Genomic DNA, 22,060 nt, shown 5'->3' with positions numbered 1-22,060 from the left:
CGTCAGTCGTGGGAGTGGAGGGGCTTGCCGGCCAGCGCCAGGTGGGCCTCGCCCATCGCCTCGTTCTGCGTCGGGTGGGCGTGGATGAGCTGCGCCACCTCGGCGGGCAGCGCCTCCCAGTTGTAGATCAGCTGGGCTTCGCCGACCTGCTCGCCCATACGGTCGCCGACCATGTGGACACCGACCACCGCACCGTCCTTGACCTGGACGAGCTTGATCTCGCCCGCGGTCTTCAGGATCTTGCTCTTGCCGTTGCCCGCCAGGTTGTACTTCAGGGCGACGACCTTGTCCGCGCCGTAGATCTCCTTGGCTTTGGCCTCGGTGATGCCGACGGAGGCGACCTCGGGGTGGCAGTACGTCACCCGCGGGACACCGTCGTAGTCGATCGGGACGGTCTTCAGACCGGCCAGGCGCTCCGCCACCAGGATGCCCTCGGCGAAACCGACGTGCGCGAGCTGGAGCGTCGGGACCAGGTCACCGACGGCCGAGATGGTGGGTACGTTGGTCCGCATGTACTCGTCGACCAGGACGTAGCCGCGGTCCATGGCGACCCCGGCCTCCTCGTAGCCCAGGCCCTGCGAGACCGGGCCGCGGCCGACGGCGACGAGCAGGACCTCGGCCTCGAACTCCTTGCCGTCGGCCAGGGTGACCTTCACGCCGTCCTGGGTGTACTCGGCCTTCTCGAAGAAGGTGCCCAGGTTGAACTTGATGCCGCGCTTGCGGAACGCGCGCTCCAGCAGCTTCGAGCTGTTCTCGTCCTCGACCGGGACGAGGTGCTTCAGGCCCTCGATGACGGTGACCTCGGCCCCGAAGGACTTCCACGCGGAGGCGAACTCGACGCCGATGACACCGCCGCCCAGGACGATCGCGGACTTCGGCACGCGGTCCAGGACCAGGGCGTGGTCGGAGGAGATGATGCGGTTGCCGTCGATCTCCAGGCCGGGCAGCGACTTCGGCACGGAGCCGGTCGCCAGCAGCACGTGGCGGCCCTGGACGCGCCGGCCGTTCACGTCGACGGAGGTGGGGGAGGACAGCCGGCCCTCACCCTCGATGTAGGTCACCTTGCGGGAGGCGACCAGACCCTGCAGGCCCTTGTACAGGCCGGCGATGACGTCGTCCTTGTACTTGTGCACACCCGCCATGTCGACGCCCTCGAAGGACGTCTTGATGCCGAACTGCTCGCTCTCGCGGGCCTGGTCGGCGATCTCGCCCGCGTGCAGCAGGGCCTTGGTGGGGATGCAGCCGTTGTGCAGGCAGGTGCCGCCGAGCTTGTTCTTCTCGATCAGGGCGACGTCCAGGCCCAGCTGTGCCCCGCGCAGGGCCGCGGCGTAACCACCGCTGCCACCGCCGAGGATCACTAGGTCGAAAACGGTGCTGGCGTCGTTCGCCACGTCACGTCCTCCATGCATGTGCGCCACGCCGGTCTCCAGTGACCGGTCGGCGGCTGGTGTCCGGCCGCTCAATGTTCTCGGCCCTTATGTGGGCCCTGTCCTGCCGAGCCCTATCCTCGCACTTGTCACGCCTGAACGAGACGCCGGGCCGATGTGTGACACGTCCCACGTTCACGCGCCCCGGACCGCGGTGCGGCCCACCGGCGGCGGGCCGCGACGGGTGTCCCGGCCCGCCCGCCCGGACACCGGCCGGTACGCTCCGCCCGCGTCCGGTCCCCGGCGGGCACACCCGCCCGGCGGACGGCCGGGGCCTCGCCCTACCCGCGTGCGAGGCCCCGGCCGTCCACCGCGGTTCAGCCCAGGTCGCCGGCGGCCGCCCGCTCCGCCAGCCGCACCAGGGTGCGCACCGCGGAGCCGGTGCCGCCCTTGGGCGTGTACCCGAACGGGCCGCCCTCATTGAAGGCCGGGCCGGCGATGTCGAGGTGGGCCCAGGTGATGCCCTCGCCGACGAACTCGCGCAGGAACAGACCGGCGACCAGGCCGCCGCCCATCCGCTCACCCATGTTGGCGATGTCGGCGGTGGCCGAATCCATGCCCTTGCGCAGGTGCTCGGGCAGCGGCATCGGCCAGGCCGGCTCGCCCGCCTCCTCGGCGGCCTCGTGCACCGCGGAGCGGAACGCGTCGTCGTTCGCCATGATGCCGAAGGTGCGGCTGCCCAGCGCCAGCATCATCGCGCCGGTCAGCGTCGCGACGTCCACGATGGCGTCCGGCTTCTCCTGCGAGGCCGCCCACAGGGCGTCGGCGAGGACGAGCCGGCCCTCGGCGTCGGTGTTGAGCACCTCCACCGTCTTGCCGCTGAACATGCGCAGCACGTCGCCGGGGCGGGTGGCCGAGCCGGACGGCATGTTCTCGGCCAGCGCCAGCCAGCCGGTGACGTTGACCTCCAGGCCGAGCCGGGCGGCGGCGACGACCGCGGCGAACACCGCGGCGGCACCGCTCATGTCGCACTTCATCGTCTCGTTGTGACCGGCCGGCTTCAGCGAGATGCCGCCCGAGTCGTAGGTGATGCCCTTGCCGACCAGGGCGAGGTGCTTCTTCGCCTTGGAGGAGGTGTACGACAGCTTGACCAGGCGCGGGCCGGACGCGGAGCCGGCGCCGACGCCGAGGATGCCGCCGTAGCCGCCCTTGGTCAGGGCCTTCTCGTCGAGCACCTGCACCTTGATGCCGTGCTCCTTGGCCGCCGCCTGGGCGACGGCCGCGAACGCCTCGGGGTTGAGGTCGTTGGGCGGGGTGTTGATCAGGTCGCGGGCGCGGTTGAGCTCCTCGGCGACGGCGGTGGCCCGCTCCACGGCGGCCTTGAACGCCTTGTCGCGGGGCTTGCCGCCGAGCAGCGCGGCCTCGGCGAGCGGGGCCTTGCCGTTCTTGCCGTTCCGGGCGGAGGCGCCGGTGTCCTTGTAGGCGTCGAAGGAGTAAGCGCCGAGCAGCACGCCCTCGGCGACCGCGCCGGCGTCGGCGGCGTCCGTCAGGGGCAGGGCGAAGGCGGCCTTCCGGGAGCCGGCGAGGGCACGGGCGGCCACACCGGCCGCCCTGCGCAGCGCCTCGGCGTCGTAGCCGGCGTCCTTGTCGGGCTGGGCGCCGAGGCCCACCGCCACCACGAGCGGTGCCTTGAAGCCGGACGGCGCGGGGAGCTTCGTCACCTCGCCCTCGGCACCGGACGCGCCGAGAGTCTCCAGGACGCCGGCGAGCCTGCCGTCGAACGCCTGGTCCACGGCCTCGGCGCCCGGTGCGACGACCGGGCCCGCGGTCTTTGCGGCAGAGCCCTTGGCGACACCGATCACGATCGCGTCGACCCGCAGGCCGGGGGCCGCGGCGGTGCTGAGAGTGAGAGCAGTCACGGTGGTGGAATCTCGCTTCCGATGTGAAGTTGCGGTGGCCGAAAGGTGTGGGTCGACCGGGCCCGGCAGCCGACCCTAGTTGCGCTGTCCGGGTGCGGCCTCGTCGGGGCCCTGCCCGGTACGGCGGACACTCGGGACGAGCCTACGCGCGTCCGTGCGTTCGCTCATTCATCCGGGTGTTCGCCCTGCGGTGACTCCGGGGCGCGGCTCCGGGTGCCGCCGCCACAACCGCCGGGCCGCCGGAGGCGTCCTCAAGGGTGTCCGCGTACCGCTCACGCCGCCTGGAGACCGCCCGGTGAGACGACCGATCCTGCTCGTGCTGCTGCTCGCCCTGCTGACGGCCGGCTGCTCCGGTGCCGCCGGGCCCGGGGCGCAGTCCCCGTCCGGCGACCGCTGGCGGCCCGGCCCCGGCACCGCCTGGCAGTGGCAGCTCAGCGGCCGGCTCGACACCTCCGTCGACGTGCCCGTGTACGACATCGACGGCTTCGACCACTCCCGGGCGACGGTCGCGGGACTGCACCGCGACGGCCGCAAGGTCATCTGCTACCTGTCCACCGGCGCCTGGGAGGACTTCCGGCCGGACGCGGACGACTTCCCGCCGTCGGTGATCGGCCGGGGCAACGGCTGGGAGGGGGAGCGCTGGCTCGACATCCGCCGGACCGACGTCCTGGAGCCGCTCATGGCCGAGCGGTTCGACATGTGCCGCGACAAGGGCTTCGACGCGGTGGAGCCGGACAACATGGACGGTTACCGCAACCGCACCGGCTTCCCGCTCACCGCCGCCGACCAGCTCCGCTACAACCGGCTGATCGCCCGGCTCGCCCACGAGCGCGGACTGGCCGTCGGCCTGAAGAACGACCTCGACCAGATCCCCGAGCTGGTCGGCGACTTCGACTTCGCGGTCAACGAACAGTGCGCCCAGTACGGCGAGTGCGACGCGCTCACCCCGTTCGTCGAGGCGGGCAAGGCCGTCTTCCACGTCGAGTACGAGCTGCCCACCTCCCGCTTCTGCGCCGACTCCCGGCGCCTGCGGCTGAGTTCCCTGCTCAAGACGTACGAACTGGACGCGTGGCGCCGGCCGTGCTGAGCCCGCTGCAGGTCACCGGGGTGCCCGCCACCCGGTCGGCCGGGGAACGGCGGGCGGGACCCGGCAGGCGTGCGGTCGCGCGGCGGCGGGAGACGGTCTCCGCCCGCTGACACGACCGGTGCGCGGGCCCGCCTCGCGCGCCGCGCGACCGCGCACACGTGCGAAGCGGGGCCGGTATCACCCGAATGCCGAGTGGAAAGCGCGCCACGGCGCCCGGATTCGGGCACGGCGGGTCCTCCTCCCGCCATGCTGCCCTGGGGACTGTCCCCGAGGCCGTAGGAGGACTGGCACAGTGGCGGACAAGAGCACAGTGGTCTCGCTCGACGAGGAGACGTACGAGGACGAGCTGCCGGTCCGGCGCAGTCGGCCGGGCAACGTGGTGATCAAGTGGCTGACGACCACCGACCACAAGACGATCGGCACGCTCTACCTCTGCACCTCCTTCGCGTTCTTCGTGTTCGGCGGCATCCTGGCGCTGGTGATGCGCGCCGAGCTGGCCCGCCCGGGCCTGCAGATCGTCTCGAACGAGCAGTTCAACCAGTCGTTCACGATGCACGGCACGATCATGCTGCTGATGTTCGCGACGCCGCTGTTCATCGGTTTCGCGAACTGGATCATGCCGCTGCAGATCGGGGCGCCCGACGTGGCGTTCCCGCGGCTGAACATGTTCTCCTACTGGCTCTTCCTGTTCGGCTCGCTGATCGCGGTGAGCGGCTTCCTCACCCCGGACGGGCCGGCGAGCTTCGGCTGGTTCGCCTACACCCCGCTGTCGGACTCGGTCCGCTCGCCGGGCCTGGGCGGTGACCTGTGGATCATGGGTCTGGCGCTGTCCGGCTTCGGCACGATCCTCGGCTCGGTCAACTTCATCACCACGATCATCTGCATGCGCGCCCCGGGCATGACGATGTTCCGCATGCCGATCTTCACCTGGAACGTGCTGCTGACCGGCCTGCTGGTCCTGCTGGCCTTCCCGGTGCTCGCCGCCGCACTCCTGGCGCTGGCGGCGGACCGCAAGTTCGGGGCCCACATCTACGACGCGGCCAACGGCGGGCCGCTGCTGTGGCAGCACATGTTCTGGTTCTTCGGCCATCCCGAGGTGTACATCATCGCGCTGCCGTTCTTCGGCATCGTCTCCGAGGTCATCCCGGTCTTCTCCCGCAAGCCGATCTTCGGCTACATGGGCCTGGTCGCCGCCACCATCGCGATCGCCGGGCTGTCGGCGACGGTGTGGGCGCACCACATGTACGCCACCGGCGGCGTGCTGCTGCCGTTCTTCTCCTTCATGACCTTCCTGATCGCCATTCCCACCGGTGTGAAGTTCTTCAACTGGACCGGCACCATGTGGAAGGGATCACTGAGCTTCGAGACACCGATGCTGTGGTCCGTCGGCTTCCTGATCACCTTCCTCTTCGGTGGTCTGACCGGCGTGATCCTGGCCTCGCCCCCGCTGGACTTCCACGTCACCGACTCGTACTTCGTGGTGGCGCACTTCCACTACGTGGTCTTCGGCACCGTCGTCTTCGCGATGTTCGCCGGATTCCACTTCTGGTGGCCGAAGTTCACCGGCAAGCTGCTCGACGAACGCCTGGGCAAGATCACCTTCTGGACGCTGTTCGCCGGCTTCCACGGCACCTTCCTCGTCCAGCACTGGCTGGGCGCCGAGGGCATGCCGCGCCGTTACCCCGACTACCTCGCCAACGACGGCTTCACCGGGCTCAACACGGTCTCCTCGATCTCCTCGTTCCTGCTCGGCATGTCGCTGCTGCCGTTCTTCTACAACATCTGGAGGACGGCGAAGTACGGCAAGCCGGTCGGCGTCGACGACCCGTGGGGTTACGGCCGCTCCCTGGAGTGGGCGACCTCCTGCCCGCCGCCGCGCCACAACTTCACCACGCTGCCGCGGATCCGCAGCGAATCCCCCGCCTTCGACCTGCACCACCCGGACGTCGCCGCGCTCGACGACCGGGAGAACCGTCCCGACACCTCCGCGACGGTGGCCCCCGGCGACAAGCAGCGATGAGCCCGGGGGCCCGACCATGGAGGAGCGCGTGAACCCCCGCCGGGACAGCGCCCGGGGTCTCAACCAGCTCGAGGGCCACCTCCTGTGGGCCGCCGAGGTCGACGAGGCACGGCGCCGGGCCGGCCGCTTCACCGCGGAACTCCCGTGGCTGACGACCGCTCAGCGCGAGGAGGTGGAGCGCGTGTACCGGGCCGACCGGATCGCCGCCTCCCGGGAGACGCTGGTGCGGATCCGTGACCGGGCGGCCGAACTGCGCACCGAGTACGAGGGCCGCTACCGGCAGCTCCGGGCGCGCTGTGTCGGCCTGACGGCCGTCGCGGTGGCGGGCGGCGCCGGCACGGCGATCACCGCGCTCCTCACCCGGCGGTGACGTCCCGGCGGACCCGCCGGACGGCTCTGCGCCCGGCGGGTCCGCCCGCGGTCAGCCCAGGGAGAACACGACGAGCGCGGCCGTCGCCGCCGTCTCGGCGACCCCGCCGAACACGTCGCCGGTGACGCCGCCGAAGCGGCGCACGCAGTGCCGCAGGAGGAGTTCGGCGACGGCGACGGCCAGCAGCACGGCGAGCACGGCGCGCAGGACGTCGGCACCCCCGAGGAACGAGCCCCCGGCCGCCGCGAGCCCGGTGACCGCGAGCGCGGTGCCCACCGCGCCCGGCAGCGGGACCACCCCCGCGACCGCCGCGCCCAGCCCCTCGGGCCGGGCGGGCGGCACCCCGTCGCGGGCGGCCAGGGTGAGCGAGAGCCGCGCCACGACCGCCGACACGACGGCGGCGAGGGCACCCCGTGCCCCGCCGTGGCCGTACGCCTGGGCCAGCGCGGTCACCTGCGCCAGCAGCACGAACACCAGCGTCAGGACACCGAACGGGCCGATGTCCGACTGCTTCATGATGCGCAGTGCGTCCCCGGCGGGCTTGCCGCTGCCGAGCCCGTCCGCGGTGTCGGCGAGCCCGTCGAGGTGCAGCCCCCGGGTCAGGACGGCCGGCACGGCGACGCTGGCGACGGCGGCGAGCAGGGCGCCCGTGCCGAGGAGCAGCAGGAGGAGACCCGTACCGGCGGCCAGGACACCGGCCACCAGGCCGACCACCGGGGCGCACAGCATGCCGGCACGCGCGGCCGGCCGGTCCCAGCGAGTCAGCGGGACCGGGAGCACGGTGAGCGTGCCGAAGGCGAAACGGAGGCCGTCGGCAAGGGAGGCGGGGGAAGGGGCGGGCACCGGCGCAGATTACCCGGCGGTCACCGCAACGCCCGCGCCGGCCCTGGATAAAGTGCGCATATGGGACTGTGGCTGGAGCGGAACATCATCGAGCCGGGCAAGCTCCCGCTGCTCCTCGCGCTGGCCGCCTTCGTCCTCACCTTCCTCATCACCCGGGCCATCACGCGGCTGATCCGGGCCGGCAAGGGGCCGTTCGGGAACGTCACGGCGGGATCGGTGCACATCCACCACGTGGTGCCCGGGGTCGTGCTCACCGTGATCGGCGGGTTCGGCGCGGTGGCGAGCGGCGGGGAGGGCTTCGGCGCGGCGCTCAGCGCGGTGATCTTCGGGATCGGCGCGGGGCTGGTGCTGGACGAGTTCGCGCTGATCCTGCACCTGGCCGACGTGTACTGGACGGAGGCGGGGCGCAAGAGCGTCGAGATGGTCGTCCTCACCGCCGCGCTGGTGGGGCTGCTGCTGGCGGGGTTCAGCCCGTTCGGCGTCAACGACCTCTCGGAGGACGAACTGCAGAACCGCGCGGGTGCCGCCGCGACCATCGGGGTGAACCTGTTCTTCGCGCTGGTCGCGCTGCTCAAGGGAAAGGCACGGCTCGCGGTGTTCGGCGCGGTCGTCCCGGTCGTGGCGCTCATCGGGGCGCTGCGGCTGGCCCGGCCGGAGTCCCTGTGGGCGCGGCGGTTCTACCGGCGGCGGCACCGGGCGCGGGCGAAGTCGATGCTCCGGGCGTACCGGCACGACCGCCGCTGGTCGGGACCGCGGCGGGCCGTGGAGGACTGGCTCGGCGGGCGGCCGGATCCACCCCGTCCGCCGGAGCGCGACCGGCGTTCCGGCGGGGGGTGAGGCCGGCGCCCGCGTGCCGGGGTCACTCGCGTTCCGGCAGCTCCGCCGACAGGGCCGCCGCCGCCTGGACGAGGGGGAGCGCCAGGAGGCCGCCGGTGCCCTCGCCGACCCGCACCCCGTGCGACAGCAGCGGTTCCAGCGCCATCCGGTCCAGGGCCTTCGCCTGCCCCGGCTCCCCGCTCGCGTGCGAGGCCAGCCACCAGTCCGGCGCCCGGAACGCCACCCGCTGCGCCACCAGCGCACACGCCGCCGTGACCACCCCGTCCAGCACCACCGGCATCTTCCGCACCGCCGACTGCAACAGGAACCCCGTCATCGCGGTCAGGTCGGCCCCGCCCACCGCCGCCAGCAGCCGCAACTGATCGCCCAGCACCGGCCGCGCCCGCCGCAGCGCGTCACGGATCGCCGCACACTTGCGCATCCACGCCAGGTCGTCGATCGCCAGCCCGCCGCGCCCGGTCACCACCGACGCGTCCGTCCCGCACAGCGCGGCCACCAGCACGCCCGCCGCCGTGGTGCCGCCCACGCTCACGTCGCCGAGCACCACCACGTCCGTACCGGAGTCGGCCTCCTCGTCGGCCACGGCCATCCCCGCGCGGAACGCCGCCTCGGCCTCCTCCTGGGTCAGCGCGTCCTCGATGTCGATCCGCCCGCTGCCCCGGCGCACCCGGTGCCGCACGACGTCCTCGGGCAGCTCCCCGGGGTCGCAGTCCAGGGCCATGTCGACCACCCGCACCGGCACCCCGAGCCGCCGCGCCAGCACGGACACCGGGCGGCCGCCGTCCAGCACCTCGCGCACCAGCTCCACGGCGCTGCCCGCGGCCCGCGCGGAGACGTCGAGCCCGGCGATGCCGTGATCGCCGGCGAACAGCACCACGCGCGGCCGTTCGACCGGCCGCACCGGCACCGCGGACTGTGCCGCCGCCAGCCACTCACCGAGGTCGTCGAACCGGCCCAGCGATCCGGGCGGCACGACCTGGCGCTCCCGGCGCGCCTCCGCGTCACGGCGCACCCCGCCGTCCGGACGCTCGATCAGATCGGTGAAGTCGTCGAGATTAAGCGAGCTCATTCGCCGAACAGTACCGGCCCCGGTCGAACAGCACGGCGCGCCGTCCGGCCCCGCGCGCGATCTCGCCGGCACCACGCCGCCCCGGCGCCGTTCCACCCCGGAACGCCTCCCCGTCCGTAACGTTTTGCCAGGTATCGCCGGACAAGGGCTGTCACGTGCTGTCCGCCCCGCCCGTCCGGTACGTCCCCCACCTCCGCGCCGTACGCCCGCACGCAGGGAGCCGCCCATGTCCGCGCCCACCCCAGATGCCGCGATCCCCGTTCCGCACGGCTCCGCGCGGGTGCACGAGCCGCGCCGCGGGGACTGCCCCTGGTGCGGCTCCGCGCGGCTGCGCAACCGGCTGAGAACCGGCGACCTGCGCCGGCACCGGCCCGGCCTGTTCACCGTCGACGAGTGCCGGGACTGCGGCCACACCTTCCAGAACCCCCGGCTCACCGCCGAGGGCCTCGCCTTCTACCGGCGGGCCGTGCGCGGCGCCCCCCGCGACCCCGCCACCGAACGCGTCCTGGCCCTGCACTCCGCGCGGCACCGTCGCCGTGCCGCCGCCCGCGCGATGCTCCCCTTCGGTGAACCGGAGAGCTGGCTGGACGTCGGCACCGGTCTCGCCCGCTTCCCGCAGAGCGCGCGGGAGTACTTCCCGTACACCGCCTTCGACGGCACCGACCTCACCGCGCGCGTGGAGCAGGCCCGCGCGCTCGGCCGGGTCGAGGAGGCCCACATCGGGTCGCTGACCGACCCCGCGGTCGGGGCCCGCCTGGCCGGCCGGTACGACGTCGTGAGCCTGCTGCACCACCTGGAACACACCACCGATCCCCGTGCGGAGCTCCACGCGGCCCTGGACGCCCTGCGCCCCGGCGGCCACCTCCTCATCGAGACCCTGGACCCGCGCTGCGTGTTCGCCGCGCTGTTCGGCCGCTGGTGGCTGCCCTACGACCAGCCCCGCCGGCTGCACCTGATGCCCCGGCGCAACCTCCGCGCGGCGCTGGAGGAGCGCGGCTGCACGCTCGTCACCGGCGGACACCGCGCCGCGCACGTCCCGCACGACCTCGCGGGCCTGGCCGCCCTCGCCCTCTCCCACGCGCTGCCCGCCCCGGACACCCCCTGGCGGGCCATCCCGCCGACCCCCCTCCAGCGGCGGCTGCGCGCCGTGCTGCTGTGCGCGGGCACCCCGCTGGTGGTCGCCGCCGCGGCAGCCGACCTGGCCCTCGCGCCCCTGCTGCGCCACACCCCGTTCGCCAACGCCTACCGCGTCATCGCCCGGAAACCGGGACCCTGAGCCGGGTCAGCCGCGCAGCACGACCGCCTGCCCCGCCACCACCAGCAGCACCTGTTCGCATTCCTGCGCGAACGCCGCGTTCAGCCGGCCCAGTTCGTCACGGTAACGGCGGCCGGACGGGGTGGCGGGCACGATGCCCGAGCCCACCTCGTTGGACACGGCGACCACCGTCCGGCGGGTCCCCCGCACCGCCTCCGTCAGCGCCCGCACCCGCTCCCGCAGCGCCCGCTCCCCGCCGTCCGCCCACTCCGCGTCGTCCCACGCCCCGACGGCGTCCATCGCGTCCGTCAGCCACAGCGACAGGCAGTCCACCAGCAGCGGAGGCCCGTCCTCCGTCAGCAGCGGCACCAGGTCGCAGGTCTCCACGGTCCGCCAGGACCCCGGCCGCCGCTCCTGGTGCGCCGACACCCGCACCGCCCACTCGGTGTCCCCGCCCCGCGACCCGCCGGTCGCCACGTACAGCACCTCGGGGAACGCCTCCAGCCGCCGCTCGGCCTCCACCGACTTGCCCGAACGCGCCCCGCCCAGCACCAGCGTCCGGCGCGGCACGTCGGGCACGTCCTCGTACGCGCCGACCTCCAGCGTGGTCCCGTCCGGTACGGCGCGGGCCCCGGCCGCCGCGAGCCGGCGCCGCACCTCGCCTCCCGGCGGCACGTCGTGGTCCAGGTGGACGGCGACGACGTCCGTGGTGGGGCCGACCGCGCCCACCTCCCGCAGCCGGGCCAGCGCGTCCGGCCGCCCCACCACGTCCAGCAGCACCATCGCGTACGCCGGGGCCGGCTCCTCAAGACCGGCCGGCGCCCCGCCCGGCGGCAGGTACAGCAGCCGCTGCCCGTCCGGGCCGGTCACCGCGTACCCGGTCCCGGGCGCGTCCAGCGCCACCGCCCGCACCCGATGGCCCGTCAGCAGTGCCAACTCCCGCCCGTCCGGGACCCGTCCCGGCTGCGGCAGTCCGGCCGGCACCTCCACCGGGGGGCCGTCGTGCGGATGCGACAGCAGCACCTGGCGCACGCCGCCCAGCGAACGGCCCGCGCGGGCGGCCGCGAACGCCGCGCCCGGCGTCAGGTCGAGCAGCAGTGCCCCGTCCACGAGCAGCGAGGTGGCCGCCCGCGCGTCCGCGCCGAGGGCCGAGGCGCACGCGGCGCAGGGACAGTCGGGGCGGGGCAGTCCCGCGGGGGCACCGGTGCCGAGCAGAGTCAGTTCCACGGACCCGATCTTCTCCTGTCCCCACGGCCGCTGCGCGTCCGACTAGGCTTCCGGGCAGGAGCCGGACCGGGATCCGGCTCCTGTCGTGACAGTGTGCTCAGCGTGCTCACACCCATGGGAGGCGTACATGGCGGCATGGACGTGGCGGTTCGAGAAGACCGACGGGACGCAGGTCGAGCCCGCGGTGCCGCCGGAGGAGTTCCCCACACAGGGGGACGCCGAGTCCTGGATCGGGGAGAACTGGAAGGCCCTCGCGGAGGGTGGCGCCGACCAGGTGCGGCTGCTGGAGGACACCACCGAGATCTACGGCCCGATGAGCCTCCACGCGGAAACGGAACCGGAAGCGGAGCCGGAGGAGGCCTGAGCCCCCAGGGTTCGCTCGCGTGGTTTCCCGCGCCCTTCGGGGGCGCGGGAAACGGCGCCAAGGGGGTCCGGGGGCCCGGCCCCCGGGGACGGGAGGGCGGCGGAAGAGACCCGGCGGCAGCCCCCGGGCTCAGCCCCGGACGCCGCACAGGTGCAGCAGAGAGGCGACCCCGCGATAGGGGTCCGTGCGCCCGGCCCGGTCCTCGACCGCGAGCAGCGCGTCCAGGCCGGCCGGCGGGCACGCGTCGTCCGCCACCGTGTCCGTGAAGACCCGCACCCCGTACCACGTGTGCAACGGCGCCCCGATCCCCGCGAGCGTCGACGTCAGCCACTTCAGCCCGTACGACGTCGCGCCGAAGGCGGTCAGTGCCCCGGTCCAGTCACCGGACAGTCCCGCCCGCATCGCCGGCGCGTCGCCGTTGCGCACCAGCAGCGACAGCAGCCCTCCGGGCGCCAGCATCCGGGCCACCCCCGCCAGCAGCGCGTCCGGCTCCTCCACGTACATGAGCACGCCATGACACAGCACCACGTCGAAGCTGCCCGGCAGGAAGTGCACCCCGGTGTCCCCGGCCCGCCCCTCCACGATCCGCATCCGCTCCCGGATGCCCTCGGGCTGCCCCGCGAGCGCCTCCCGCGCGGCGGAGATCATCGCCGCGTCGTGCTCCACCCCGGTCACGTGGTGACCGGCCCGGGCCAGCCGGAGCGCCTGCGCACCCCGGCCCATGCCCACGTCCAGCACCCTCAGCCGTCGTCCGACCGGGAAGCGCCCGACTATCTGCTCCTCCAGCTGACGGGCCACCAGCTCCTGCCGGACGACGTCCCGCAGACCGCCGGGCCCGCTCAACCGGCCGGGTGCGCCGGCGAACGGCGTGGTGCTCAGGGCCGCTCCCCGCGCTTGACCTGGGGCTTGGGCAGCCGCAGCCGGCGCATCTGGAGCGTGCGCATCAGGGCGTAGGCGACCGCGCCGCGCCTGCTGTCGTCCGGGAAGCGCTCGGCGAGCCGCTTCTTCAGCCGGAACCCGGTCACGATCGAGTCGAGCACGATCATCACGATGACCACGAGCCACAGCAGCAGGGCCGCGTTCTGCAGCTGGGGCACCTGGATCACGCTCATCACGAGGATGATCACGGCCATCGGCAGGAAGTACTCCGCGATGTTGAACCGGGAGTCCACGTAGTCGCGGGCGAACCGGCGCACCGGCCCCTTGTCGCGCACGGGCAGGTAGCGCTCGTCGCCGCTGGCCAGCGCCTGGCGCTGACGCTCCAGCGCGGCACGGCGCTCCTCGCGCTGCCGCTTGGCGGCATCCTTGCGCGTCATCGACGTGTTGGCCACGCTGCGGCGCTGCGACTGGGCCGCACTGCGCTTGGGTGTGGGGCGGCCCTTGGGGGCCTCCGGGTGACGGGTCTGCTTGGAGTCGGTCAACGTCGCCTTGTCGGCGACGGATGCCTTCTCTTCCTTGGCACGGCTACGGAACACAAAACCCAAGGGTACGGGGTCCCGGGGTTGGACCCCAGCCCGGTGGGGAACGATCCGGCAACACCGGACGTCTCCAAAAGGACAGGAGGGGACGTAGTGCGGCTCCCCGGGACGGCCCCAGCGGACCGTACCCCGGGAACCACCTACTCCCTACGCCGGACCGGGAGGATACGCAGTCGTCCTTGGGGATGAGCGCATCCGTCCCCGAACAGTGCGGTAATGGAGGCAGGGCCCGTACTGTGGGTTCTGTTGCAGTCGCTGGAGCTGGACGTCAGAAGGGGGCGCGCGAAGCCCATGAGCGGTGTCATGAAGCGTATGGGGATGATCTTCCGCGCGAAGGCGAACAAGGCCCTTGACCGGGCCGAGGACCCGCGCGAAACCCTCGATTACTCGTACCAGAAGCAGCTCGAGCTGCTCCAGAAGGTCCGCCGCGGCGTCGCCGACGTGGCGACCTCCCGCAAGCGGCTGGAGCTCCAGCTCAACCAGCTCCAGTCCCAGTCGGGCAAGCTGGAGGACCAGGGCCGCAAGGCGCTCGCGCTGGGCCGCGAGGACCTGGCGCGCGAGGCGCTCTCCCGCCGCGCCGCGCTCCAGCAGCAGGTGACGGACCTGGAGACGCAGCACGCCACGCTCCAGGGCGAGGAGGAGAAGCTCACCCTCGCCGCCCAGCGCCTCCAGGCCAAGGTGGACGCCTTCCGCACCAAGAAGGAGACCATCAAGGCCACCTACACCGCCGCCCAGGCACAGACCCGCATCGGCGAGGCCTTCTCCGGCATCTCCGAGGAGATGGGCGACGTCGGCCTGGCGATCCAGCGGGCCGAGGACAAGACCGCCCAGCTCCAGGCGAGGGCCGGCGCGATCGACGAACTGCTCGCCTCCGGCGCCCTCGACGACCAGTCCGGCATGCACAAGGACGACATCCAGGCCGAGCTGGACCGCCTCTCCGGCGGTACGGACGTGGAGCTGGAACTGCAGCGCATGAAGGCGGAACTGGCCGGCGGCAGCGGCGACCGGCAGGCCATCGAGGGCAGCCAGGGCCAGGGCCAGACGCAGTCCCAGCAGCAGCCGCAGGACACTCCGCGCTTCGACAAGCAGTAGCCCGCGCCGAGGAGGGCGACATGATCGTACGGATCATGGGAGAGGGGCAGGTGAGGCTGGCGGAGAGCCGGCTCGCCGAGCTGGACGCGCTGGACGAGGAACTGCTCGCCGAGATGGAGAACGGCGACGGTCCCGGCTTCCGCGCGACCCTGAAGGCCCTGCTGGCCAAGGTCCACGAACTCGGCGAGCCCCTGCCCGACGACGCACTGGAACCCTCCGACCTGATCCTGCCGTCGCCGGAGGCGACCCTGGAGGAGGTCAGGGAACTGCTCAGCGACGACGGCCTCATCCCGGGCCCCTGACGATCACGCGGCACCGCCGGGCCGCCCGGGCGCACGGATCCCGGGCGGCACCGCCCGGCTACCGTGGACAGCCGTGAGCACCCTGACACGCGCCCGGTGCCGAGCCAGGGCGCACCCCTTCGCCCTGGACGCGGCCCTGGCGGCCGGCGTCCTCGTCTGCATGGTCGCCGGCTCCTTCGTCGACCCGCACGACTCCGAGGGCGTCAACTGGGAACTGCGCACCCCCGACCCGTTCAGCCTGCTCCTCATGACGCTCGGCGCCGCCGCGCTCGTCTTCCGCCGGCGCGCCCCCCGCACGGTGCTCGCGCTCGCCGGCGGTGTCTCGGTCGCCGAGTCCGTCACCGGGGACCCCCGCGCCCCCGTCGTCATGTGCGCCGTCGTCGCCCTCTACACCGTCGCCTCCGCCACCGACCGCCCCACCACCTGGCGCGTCGGCCTGCTCACCATGACCGTCCTCACCGGCACCGCGATGGTGGCCGGCCCCCTGCCCTGGTACGCCCAGGAGAACCTGGCGATCTTCGCCTGGACCGGCATCGGCGCCACCGCGGGCGACGCCGTGCGCAGCCGCCGCGCCTTCGTCCAGGCGATCCGCGAACGCGCCGAACGCGCCGAACGCACCCGGGAGGAGGAGGCCCGCCGCCGGGTCGCCGAGGAGCGCCTGCGCATCGCCCGCGACCTGCACGACGTGGTCGCCCACCACATCGCCCTGGTCAACGTCCAGGCCGGAGTCGCCGCCCACGTCATGGACAAGCGCCCCGACCAGGCCAAGGAGGCCCTCGCCCACGTGCGCGAGGCCAGCCGTTCCGCACTGGGCGAGCTGCGCGCCACCGTGGGCCTGCTGCGCCAGTCCGGCGACCCCGAGGCGCCCACCGAGCCCGCGCCCGGCCTGGACCGCCTCGACGAGCTCGCCGGCACCTTCCGCAGCGCCGGACTGCGGGTGGAGGTCGCCCGCACCGACCAGGGCACCGAACTGCCCGCCGCCGTCGACCTGGCCGCCTACCGGATCGTCCAGGAGGCCCTGACCAACGTGCAGAAACACGCCGGTACCGGGGCGCGGGCCGAGGTCAGCGTCGTCCGCGTGGGACCCCACATCGAGATCACGGTCATCGACGACGGCAGCGACGGGGAGCGGCAGCAGAGCCCCGGCGGCGGGCACGGACTGCTCGGCATGCGCGAGCGGGTCACCGCCCTGCGCGGCACCCTCACCACCGGTCCCCGTTACGGCGGCGGTTTCCGCGTCCATGCGATCCTTCCCGTCAAGACCCGCACGTCCGCCGCCGAGGAGGGCCGTCCCTGACCGTCCCGGCGCCGCCGCCCGTGACCACCGTGCCGCTGGAGCCCGTATGACGATCCGCGTCCTGCTCGCCGACGACCAGACACTGCTGCGCAGCGCCTTCCGCGTGCTCGTCGACTCCGAGCCGGACATGGAGGTGGTGGGGGAGGCCTCCGACGGGGCGGAGGCGGTCCGGCTGGCCCGGGAGGAGCGCGCCGACGTCGTCCTGATGGACATCCGGATGCCCGGTACCGACGGGCTCGCCGCCACCCGCATGATCAGCGCCGACCCCGCGCTCGCCGGGGTGCGGGTGGTGATCCTGACGACCTTCGAGGTCGACGACTACGTGGTGCAGTCGCTGCGGGCCGGCGCCTCCGGCTTCCTCGGCAAGGGCTCCGAGCCCGAGGAGATGCTGAACGCCATCAGGATCGCCGCCGAGGGGGAGGCGCTGCTGTCCCCGGTGGCCACCAAGGGCCTGATCGCCCGGTTCCTCGCCCAGGAGGGCCCCGCCGACCCCGACCGCGACCAGGACCGCGCCGAGAAACTCCGGTCGCTCACCGGGCGCGAGCGCGAGGTGCTCGTCCAGGTGGCGGGCGGCCACTCCAACGACGAGATCGCCGAACGCCTCGAGGTCAGTCCGCTGACCGTGAAGACGCACGTCAACCGGGCCATGGCCAAGCTGGGGGCCCGCGACCGGGCCCAGCTGGTGGTCACCGCCTACGAGTCGGGCCTGGTCCGTCCAAGGGTGGAGTGAGGCCTTCGGGGCGTACTGCGACGGCAGTACGCGCCGCACGACGGGATGGGACCTCGGGTCTACGGATCGGCCCCCGGCGATGGCCCAGGGTGTAGAGCGGGCGCCCACTTGCGCGCGCGCCCGCCTTCCGGACTTCTGCCGCTCCACGGAAAGAGACCCTGCCCATGTCCTGGCTGTCCAGATTCAGCCTCGCGCAGCGGGCGCTGATCGGACTGGTGTCGATCATCGCGCTCGTCTTCGGGGCGATCGCGATACCCCAGCTCAAGCAGCAACTGCTGCCCACCATCGAACTGCCCATGGTGTCCGTGATCGCGCCGTACCAGGGCGCCTCCCCGGACGTGGTGGAGAAGCAGGTCGTCGAACCCGTCGAGGACGCCCTGGAGGCCGTCGACGGCATCTCCGGCGTCACCTCGACGGCGAGCGAGGGCAACGCCGTGATCATGGCGTCCTTCGACTACGGCAACAACACCCAGCAGCTCGTCGCCGACGTCCAGCAGGCCGTCAACCGGGCCGGTGCCTTCCTGCCGGACGGTGTCGACCCGCAGGTCGTCGCCGGTTCCACGGACGACATCCCGACCGTGGTGCTCGCCGTCACCTCCGACAAGGACCAGCAGGCGCTCGCCGACCAGCTGGAGCGGACCGTGGTGCCCACGCTGGAGGGCATCGACGGCGTCGGCCAGGTCCTGGTGGACGGCGTGCGCGACCTCCAGGTCACGGTCACCCCGGACACCGCCGGGCTGGCGAAGGCCGGCCTGACCGCGCAGTCGCTGGCCCAGGCCCTGACGGCGGGCGGCGCGACCGTGCCGGCCGGCTCCTTCGACGAGGGCGGCGCCAACCGCACCGTCCAGGTGGGCGGCGGTTTCACCTCGCTCCAGCAGATCGAGGACCTGCGGGTCACCGGGGAGCCCGGCAAGGGCAAGCCGGTCCGCCTCGCCGACGTCGCCCGGGTGACGCAGGAGGAGGCCAGGGCCGACTCCCTCACCCGCACCAACGGCAGGCCCAGTCTCGCCGTGATGGCCACCATGGACCACGACGGCAGCGCGGTCGCCATCTCCGAGGCCGTCCAGGACAAGCTCCCCGGGATGCGCGAGGACCTCGGGGACGGCGCCACTCTCACCGTCGTCAGCGACCAGGGCCCGGCGGTGTCCAAGGCCATCGACGGCCTGACCACCGAGGGCGCGCTCGGTCTGCTCTTCGCCGTCGTGGTGATCCTGGTCTTCCTGGCGTCGGTCCGCTCGACCCTGGTCACCGCGGTGTCCATCCCGCTGTCCGTGGTCCTCGCCCTGATCGTGCTGTGGACGCGCGACCTGTCGCTGAACATGCTGACGCTGGGCGCCCTGACCATCGCCATCGGCCGGGTCGTGGACGACTCCATCGTCGTCCTGGAGAACATCAAGCGGCACCTCGGCTACGGCGAGGAGCGCCACGAGGCGATCATGAAGGCGGTCCGCGAGGTGGCCGGCGCGGTCACCTCCGCGACCCTCACCACCGTCGCCGTCTTCCTGCCGATCGGCCTGGTCGGCGGCATGGTCGGCGAGCTGTTCGGTTCCTTCAGCCTCACCGTCACCGCCGCGCTGCTGGCCTCCCTGCTGGTGTCGCTGACGGTCGTCCCGGTGCTGTCGTACTGGTTCCTGCGCCCCCCGAAGGGCACGCCCGACGACGCCGAGGAGGCGCGCCGGCTCGCCGAGGAGAAGGAGGCCAGGAGCCGCCTCCAGCGCACGTACCTCTCCGTCCTGCGCTTCGCCACCCGGCGCAGGCTCGCCAGCCTGGCCATCGCGGTCGTCGTGCTGATCGGCACGTTCGCCATGGCGCCGCTGCTGAAGACCAACTTCTTCGACCCGGGCGAGCAGCAGGTCCTCACCGTCCGGCAGGAGCTGCGGCCCGGCACGAGCCTGGCCGCGACCGACGCCCAGGCGCGGAAGGTCGAGAAGCTGCTCGGCGACACCGAGGGTGTCGAGGACTTCCAGGTGACGGTCGGCTCGTCCGGCTTCATGGCGGCCTTCGGCGGCGGTACGGACACCAACCAGGCCACGTACCAGGTGATGCTGGAGGACGACGCGTCCTCCGCGGACGTGCGGGACAGCCTGGAGCAGGGCCTCGGGGAACTCGACGGCATCGGCACCACCACCGTCGCGGCCGGTGACGGCTTCGGCAGCCAGGACCTGAGCGTGGTGGTCAAGGCGGCCGACGCGCAGGTGCTGCGCGAGGCGGCGGAGCAGGTCCGCGAAGCGGTGGCCTCCCTGGACGGCGTCACGGACGTCACCAGCGACCTGGCGCAGAGCGTGCCCCGCATCTCGGTCAAGGCCAACGACAAGGCCGCGGCGGCCGGGTTCGACGACCAGACCCTCGGCGCGGTCGTCGCCCAGGCGGTGCGCGGCACCCCGGCCGCCAAGGCGGTGCTCGACGACACCGAGCGCGACATCGTGATCCGCTCGGAGCGGTCGGCCGGCACCGTGGCGGAGCTGAGGAACCTGCCGCTGGGGCCGCTGAAGCTGAGCGACGTCGCCACCGTCGAGGTGGTGGACGGGCCGGTCTCCATGACCCGGATCGACGGCCAGCGCTCGGCCACGGTCACCGCCAGGCCGGTCGGTGAGGACACCGGCGCCGTGGGCGTGGACCTCCAGGCGAAGATCGATGCGCTGACGCTGCCCGAGGGCGCGACCGCGGAGATCGGCGGTGTGACCGAGGACCAGGACGAGGCGTTCGCCAACCTGGGCCTGGCGATGCTGGCCGCGATCGCGATCGTGTTCATGCTGCTGGTCGGCACCTTCCGGTCGCTCGCCCAGCCGCTGATCCTGCTGGTGTCCATCCCGTTCGCGGCGACCGGCGCGCTCGGCCTGCTGCTGATCACCGGCACCCCGATGGGCGTCCCGGCGATGATCGGCATGCTGATGCTGATCGGCATCGTGGTCACCAACGCGATCGTGCTGATCGACCTGATCAACCAGTACCGCGAGCAGGGGCACGGCGTCGTCGAGGCCGTGCTGGAGGGCGGCCGCCACCGTCTGCGGCCGATCCTCATGACGGCCCTGGCGACCATCTTCGCCCTGCTGCCGATGGCGCTGGGCGTCACCGGCGAGGGCGGCTTCATCGCCCAGCCGCTGGCCGTGGTGGTGATCGGCGGTCTGATCACGTCGACGCTGCTGACCCTGCTCCTGGTGCCGACGCTCTACGTGATGCTGGAGCTGCGCAAGGAGCGGCGCGCGGCGAAGAAGGCGGCGAAGAAGGGCGGCGCCCCCGACCGGGCGGCGGCCGGCGAACCCGAGGCCGCGAAGGTCTGACGCCCCGTACGACGCGAGCAGGCCCTGCCCGACACATCCGGTGTCGGACAGGGCCTGCCGCGTGTGAGGCAGCGTCCGGGGGGGCTACGGCAGCGCCAGCATCCGCTCCAGCGCGAGCTTCGCGAACGCCTCCGTCTCCTTGTCCACCTCGATGCGGTTGACCAGCTTGCCCTCGGCGAGCGACTCCAGCGCCCACACCAGGTGCGGGAGGTCGATGCGGTTCATGGTGGAGCAGAAGCAGACCGTCTTGTCGAGGAAGACGATCTCCTTGCCCTCCGGCGCGAAACGGTTCGCCAGGCGCCGTACCAGGTTCAGCTCGGTGCCGATGGCCCACTTGGAGCCGGCCGGGGCCGCCTCCAGCGTCTTGATGATGTACTCGGTCGAGCCGACGTAGTCCGCCGCGGCCACGACCTCGTGCCGGCACTCGGGGTGCACCAGCACGTTCACCCCGGGGATGCGCTCGCGCACGTCGTCGACCGAGTCGAGGCTGAAGCGGCCGTGCACCGAGCAGTGGCCGCGCCACAGGATCATCTTCGCGCCGCGCAGCTCGTCCGCGGTCAGCCCGCCGTTCGGCTTGTGCGGGTTGTAGACGACGCAGTCCTCCAGGGACATGCCCATGTCCCGCACCGCGGTGTTGCGGCCCAGGTGCTGGTCGGGCAGGAACAGCACCTTCTCGCCCTGCTCGAAGGCCCAGTCCAGGGCGCGCCGGGCGTTGGAGGAGGTGCAGATGGTGCCGCCGTGCTTGCCGGTGAAGGCCTTGATGTCGGCGGAGGAGTTCATGTACGAGACGGGGACGACCTGCTCGGCCACCCCGGCCTCGGTCAGCACGTCCCAGCACTCGGCGACCTGCTCGGCGGTGGCCATGTCGGCCATGGAGCAGCCGGCGGCCAGATCGGGCAGGACCACCTTCTGCTCGTCCCCGGTGAGGATGTCCGCGGACTCGGCCATGAAGTGCACACCGCAGAAGACGATGTACTCCGCCTGCGGCCGCGCGGCGGCGTCCCGGGCCAGCTTGAACGAGTCGCCCGTGACGTCCGCGAACTGGATGACCTCGTCGCGCTGGTAGTGGTGGCCGAGCACGAAGACCTTGTCCCCGAGCTTCTCCTTGGCGGCGCGGGCGCGCTCCACCAGGTCCGGGTCGGACGGCGAGGGGAGGTCGCCGGGACACTCCACACCGCGCTCGCTCCTCGGGTCGGCCTCACGGCCGAGGAGCAGCAGGGCGAGGGGCGTCGGCTGTACGTCGAGCTCCTGGGTCTGGGCGGTGGTCACGACACGCACCCTTTCTGTTCTGGCGACTTCTCGTCGAAATGACGCTATCTATCATAACCGGTTCACGTCACTTTGACGACGGCCATAGCGTCCGTGTGACGTGAATCCCGGCGGGCGCCGATCCATTCCCACGGGGCCCCGCGGCAGCCGGTTTCCGCTCCGCATCGCGTGTGCGAGCATGAGGAGGGAGGCGAGGAAAAGACGCGCCCGGCCCGGAATGAATCCGCGGTCCCGCCGGTTGCAACCGTCGGCA

Annotated in this window: 19 protein-coding genes; 11 read left to right on the top strand and 8 right to left on the bottom strand. The window is 72.8% G+C overall.

What is annotated here, in order from left to right:
* Positions 1-2: 2 nt before the first annotated feature.
* Both lpdA and IE118_RS02010 read right to left on the bottom strand, forming a co-directional pair.
* Complete coding sequence (gene lpdA, locus IE118_RS02015; RefSeq protein WP_189555459.1) at positions 3-1,391, bottom strand: dihydrolipoyl dehydrogenase; 1,389 nt, start codon at positions 1,389-1,391, stop codon at positions 3-5.
* A gap of 353 nt (positions 1,392-1,744) precedes the next feature.
* Positions 1,745-3,286 (bottom strand): leucyl aminopeptidase, encoded by a 1,542-nt coding sequence (locus IE118_RS02010; protein WP_189555458.1) that lies wholly within the window; start codon positions 3,284-3,286, stop codon positions 1,745-1,747.
* Positions 3,287-3,581: 295 nt separating this feature from the next.
* Between IE118_RS02010 and IE118_RS02005 the strand changes: the two genes are divergently transcribed.
* From IE118_RS02005 to IE118_RS01995, 3 genes are all read left to right on the top strand, one after another.
* Positions 3,582-4,373, top strand: coding sequence for an endo alpha-1,4 polygalactosaminidase (locus IE118_RS02005; RefSeq protein WP_189555457.1), 792 nt, complete (start codon positions 3,582-3,584; stop codon positions 4,371-4,373).
* Positions 4,374-4,665: 292 nt separating this feature from the next.
* Entirely contained in the window at positions 4,666-6,393 is a 1,728-nt protein-coding gene (ctaD, locus tag IE118_RS02000) for an aa3-type cytochrome oxidase subunit I (protein WP_189555456.1), read from the top strand.
* A gap of 28 nt (positions 6,394-6,421) precedes the next feature.
* Complete coding sequence (locus IE118_RS01995) at positions 6,422-6,763, top strand: hypothetical protein (RefSeq protein WP_189555455.1); 342 nt, start codon at positions 6,422-6,424, stop codon at positions 6,761-6,763.
* A gap of 51 nt (positions 6,764-6,814) precedes the next feature.
* Here the strand turns inward: IE118_RS01995 and IE118_RS01990 are convergent, their stop codons facing one another.
* Positions 6,815-7,606, bottom strand: coding sequence for an adenosylcobinamide-GDP ribazoletransferase (locus IE118_RS01990; RefSeq protein ID WP_189555454.1), 792 nt, complete (start codon positions 7,604-7,606; stop codon positions 6,815-6,817).
* A 60-nt stretch (positions 7,607-7,666) separates the two neighbouring features.
* Here IE118_RS01990 and IE118_RS01985 point away from each other — a divergent pair, with 60 nt between their 5' ends.
* The gene (locus tag IE118_RS01985) at positions 7,667-8,443 is read left to right on the top strand and encodes a hypothetical protein (protein ID WP_189555453.1); all 777 of its coding nucleotides are present in this window, start codon (positions 7,667-7,669) and stop codon (positions 8,441-8,443) included.
* A 22-nt stretch (positions 8,444-8,465) separates the two neighbouring features.
* Here IE118_RS01985 and cobT read toward each other — a convergent pair whose 3' ends face one another.
* The gene (gene cobT / locus IE118_RS01980) at positions 8,466-9,512 is read right to left on the bottom strand and encodes a nicotinate-nucleotide--dimethylbenzimidazole phosphoribosyltransferase (protein WP_189555452.1); all 1,047 of its coding nucleotides are present in this window, start codon (positions 9,510-9,512) and stop codon (positions 8,466-8,468) included.
* Positions 9,513-9,738: 226 nt separating this feature from the next.
* Here cobT and IE118_RS01975 point away from each other — a divergent pair, with 226 nt between their 5' ends.
* On the top strand, positions 9,739-10,788 hold the full coding sequence (locus IE118_RS01975; protein WP_189555451.1) for a class I SAM-dependent methyltransferase: 1,050 nt from the start codon (positions 9,739-9,741) through the stop codon (positions 10,786-10,788).
* 6 nt (positions 10,789-10,794) lie between these two features.
* Here IE118_RS01975 and IE118_RS01970 read toward each other — a convergent pair whose 3' ends face one another.
* Entirely contained in the window at positions 10,795-11,994 is a 1,200-nt protein-coding gene (locus tag IE118_RS01970) for a bifunctional adenosylcobinamide kinase/adenosylcobinamide-phosphate guanylyltransferase (RefSeq protein WP_189555450.1), read from the bottom strand.
* A gap of 127 nt (positions 11,995-12,121) precedes the next feature.
* On the opposite strand from IE118_RS01970, the gene IE118_RS01965 reads away from it, so the two are divergent.
* A complete protein-coding gene (locus IE118_RS01965; protein WP_189555449.1) occupies positions 12,122-12,358 on the top strand; it encodes a hypothetical protein in 237 nt (78 codons plus the stop codon).
* Positions 12,359-12,487: 129 nt separating this feature from the next.
* Here the strand turns inward: IE118_RS01965 and IE118_RS01960 are convergent, their stop codons facing one another.
* Together IE118_RS01960 and IE118_RS01955 are read right to left on the bottom strand one after the other, a co-directional pair.
* On the bottom strand, positions 12,488-13,156 hold the full coding sequence (locus IE118_RS01960; RefSeq protein ID WP_189556052.1) for a class I SAM-dependent methyltransferase: 669 nt from the start codon (positions 13,154-13,156) through the stop codon (positions 12,488-12,490).
* Positions 13,157-13,233: 77 nt separating this feature from the next.
* Positions 13,234-13,833: a DUF3043 domain-containing protein gene (locus IE118_RS01955; protein ID WP_229846638.1), complete on the bottom strand. Its 600-nt coding sequence runs from the start codon at positions 13,831-13,833 to the stop codon at positions 13,234-13,236.
* A 294-nt stretch (positions 13,834-14,127) separates the two neighbouring features.
* Here IE118_RS01955 and IE118_RS01950 point away from each other — a divergent pair, with 294 nt between their 5' ends.
* From IE118_RS01950 to IE118_RS01930, 5 genes are all read left to right on the top strand, one after another.
* Positions 14,128-14,928, top strand: coding sequence for a PspA/IM30 family protein (locus tag IE118_RS01950; RefSeq protein WP_189555448.1), 801 nt, complete (start codon positions 14,128-14,130; stop codon positions 14,926-14,928).
* Between the two features lie 20 nt (positions 14,929-14,948).
* Positions 14,949-15,230 (top strand): PspA-associated protein PspAA, encoded by a 282-nt coding sequence (gene pspAA / locus IE118_RS01945; RefSeq protein WP_189555447.1) that lies wholly within the window; start codon positions 14,949-14,951, stop codon positions 15,228-15,230.
* A gap of 73 nt (positions 15,231-15,303) precedes the next feature.
* Complete coding sequence (locus IE118_RS01940; protein ID WP_189555446.1) at positions 15,304-16,527, top strand: sensor histidine kinase; 1,224 nt, start codon at positions 15,304-15,306, stop codon at positions 16,525-16,527.
* Positions 16,528-16,573: 46 nt separating this feature from the next.
* The gene (locus IE118_RS01935; RefSeq protein ID WP_189555445.1) at positions 16,574-17,257 is read left to right on the top strand and encodes a response regulator; all 684 of its coding nucleotides are present in this window, start codon (positions 16,574-16,576) and stop codon (positions 17,255-17,257) included.
* A 164-nt stretch (positions 17,258-17,421) separates the two neighbouring features.
* Positions 17,422-20,538 (top strand): efflux RND transporter permease subunit, encoded by a 3,117-nt coding sequence (locus IE118_RS01930; RefSeq protein ID WP_189555444.1) that lies wholly within the window; start codon positions 17,422-17,424, stop codon positions 20,536-20,538.
* 84 nt (positions 20,539-20,622) lie between these two features.
* Here the strand turns inward: IE118_RS01930 and nadA are convergent, their stop codons facing one another.
* Complete coding sequence (gene nadA, locus IE118_RS01925; protein WP_189555443.1) at positions 20,623-21,807, bottom strand: quinolinate synthase NadA; 1,185 nt, start codon at positions 21,805-21,807, stop codon at positions 20,623-20,625.
* Between the last annotated feature and the right edge of the window lie 253 nt (positions 21,808-22,060).

It is taken from the genome of Streptomyces pilosus, from assembly GCF_014649835.1.
Classification (GTDB): domain Bacteria; phylum Actinomycetota; class Actinomycetes; order Streptomycetales; family Streptomycetaceae; genus Streptomyces; species Streptomyces pilosus.
The sequence above is the reverse complement of the archived record's forward strand: the minus strand, read 5'-3'. Positions and strand labels throughout refer to the sequence as shown.

Excerpts from the sequence above, each read along its gene's own strand:
- IE118_RS01985 (WP_189555453.1), top strand. The coding sequence starts at position 7,667 with ATGGGACTGTGGCTGGAGCGGAACATCATCGAGCCGGGCAAGCTCCCG.
- cobT (WP_189555452.1), bottom strand. The coding sequence starts at position 9,512 with ATGAGCTCGCTTAATCTCGACGACTTCACCGATCTGATCGAGCGTCCG.
- IE118_RS01975 (WP_189555451.1), top strand. The coding sequence starts at position 9,739 with ATGTCCGCGCCCACCCCAGATGCCGCGATCCCCGTTCCGCACGGCTCC.
- IE118_RS01965 (WP_189555449.1), top strand. The coding sequence starts at position 12,122 with ATGGCGGCATGGACGTGGCGGTTCGAGAAGACCGACGGGACGCAGGTC.
- IE118_RS01950 (WP_189555448.1), top strand. The coding sequence starts at position 14,128 with ATGAGCGGTGTCATGAAGCGTATGGGGATGATCTTCCGCGCGAAGGCG.
- pspAA (WP_189555447.1), top strand. The coding sequence starts at position 14,949 with ATGATCGTACGGATCATGGGAGAGGGGCAGGTGAGGCTGGCGGAGAGC.
- IE118_RS01935 (WP_189555445.1), top strand. The coding sequence starts at position 16,574 with ATGACGATCCGCGTCCTGCTCGCCGACGACCAGACACTGCTGCGCAGC.
- IE118_RS01930 (WP_189555444.1), top strand. The coding sequence starts at position 17,422 with ATGTCCTGGCTGTCCAGATTCAGCCTCGCGCAGCGGGCGCTGATCGGA.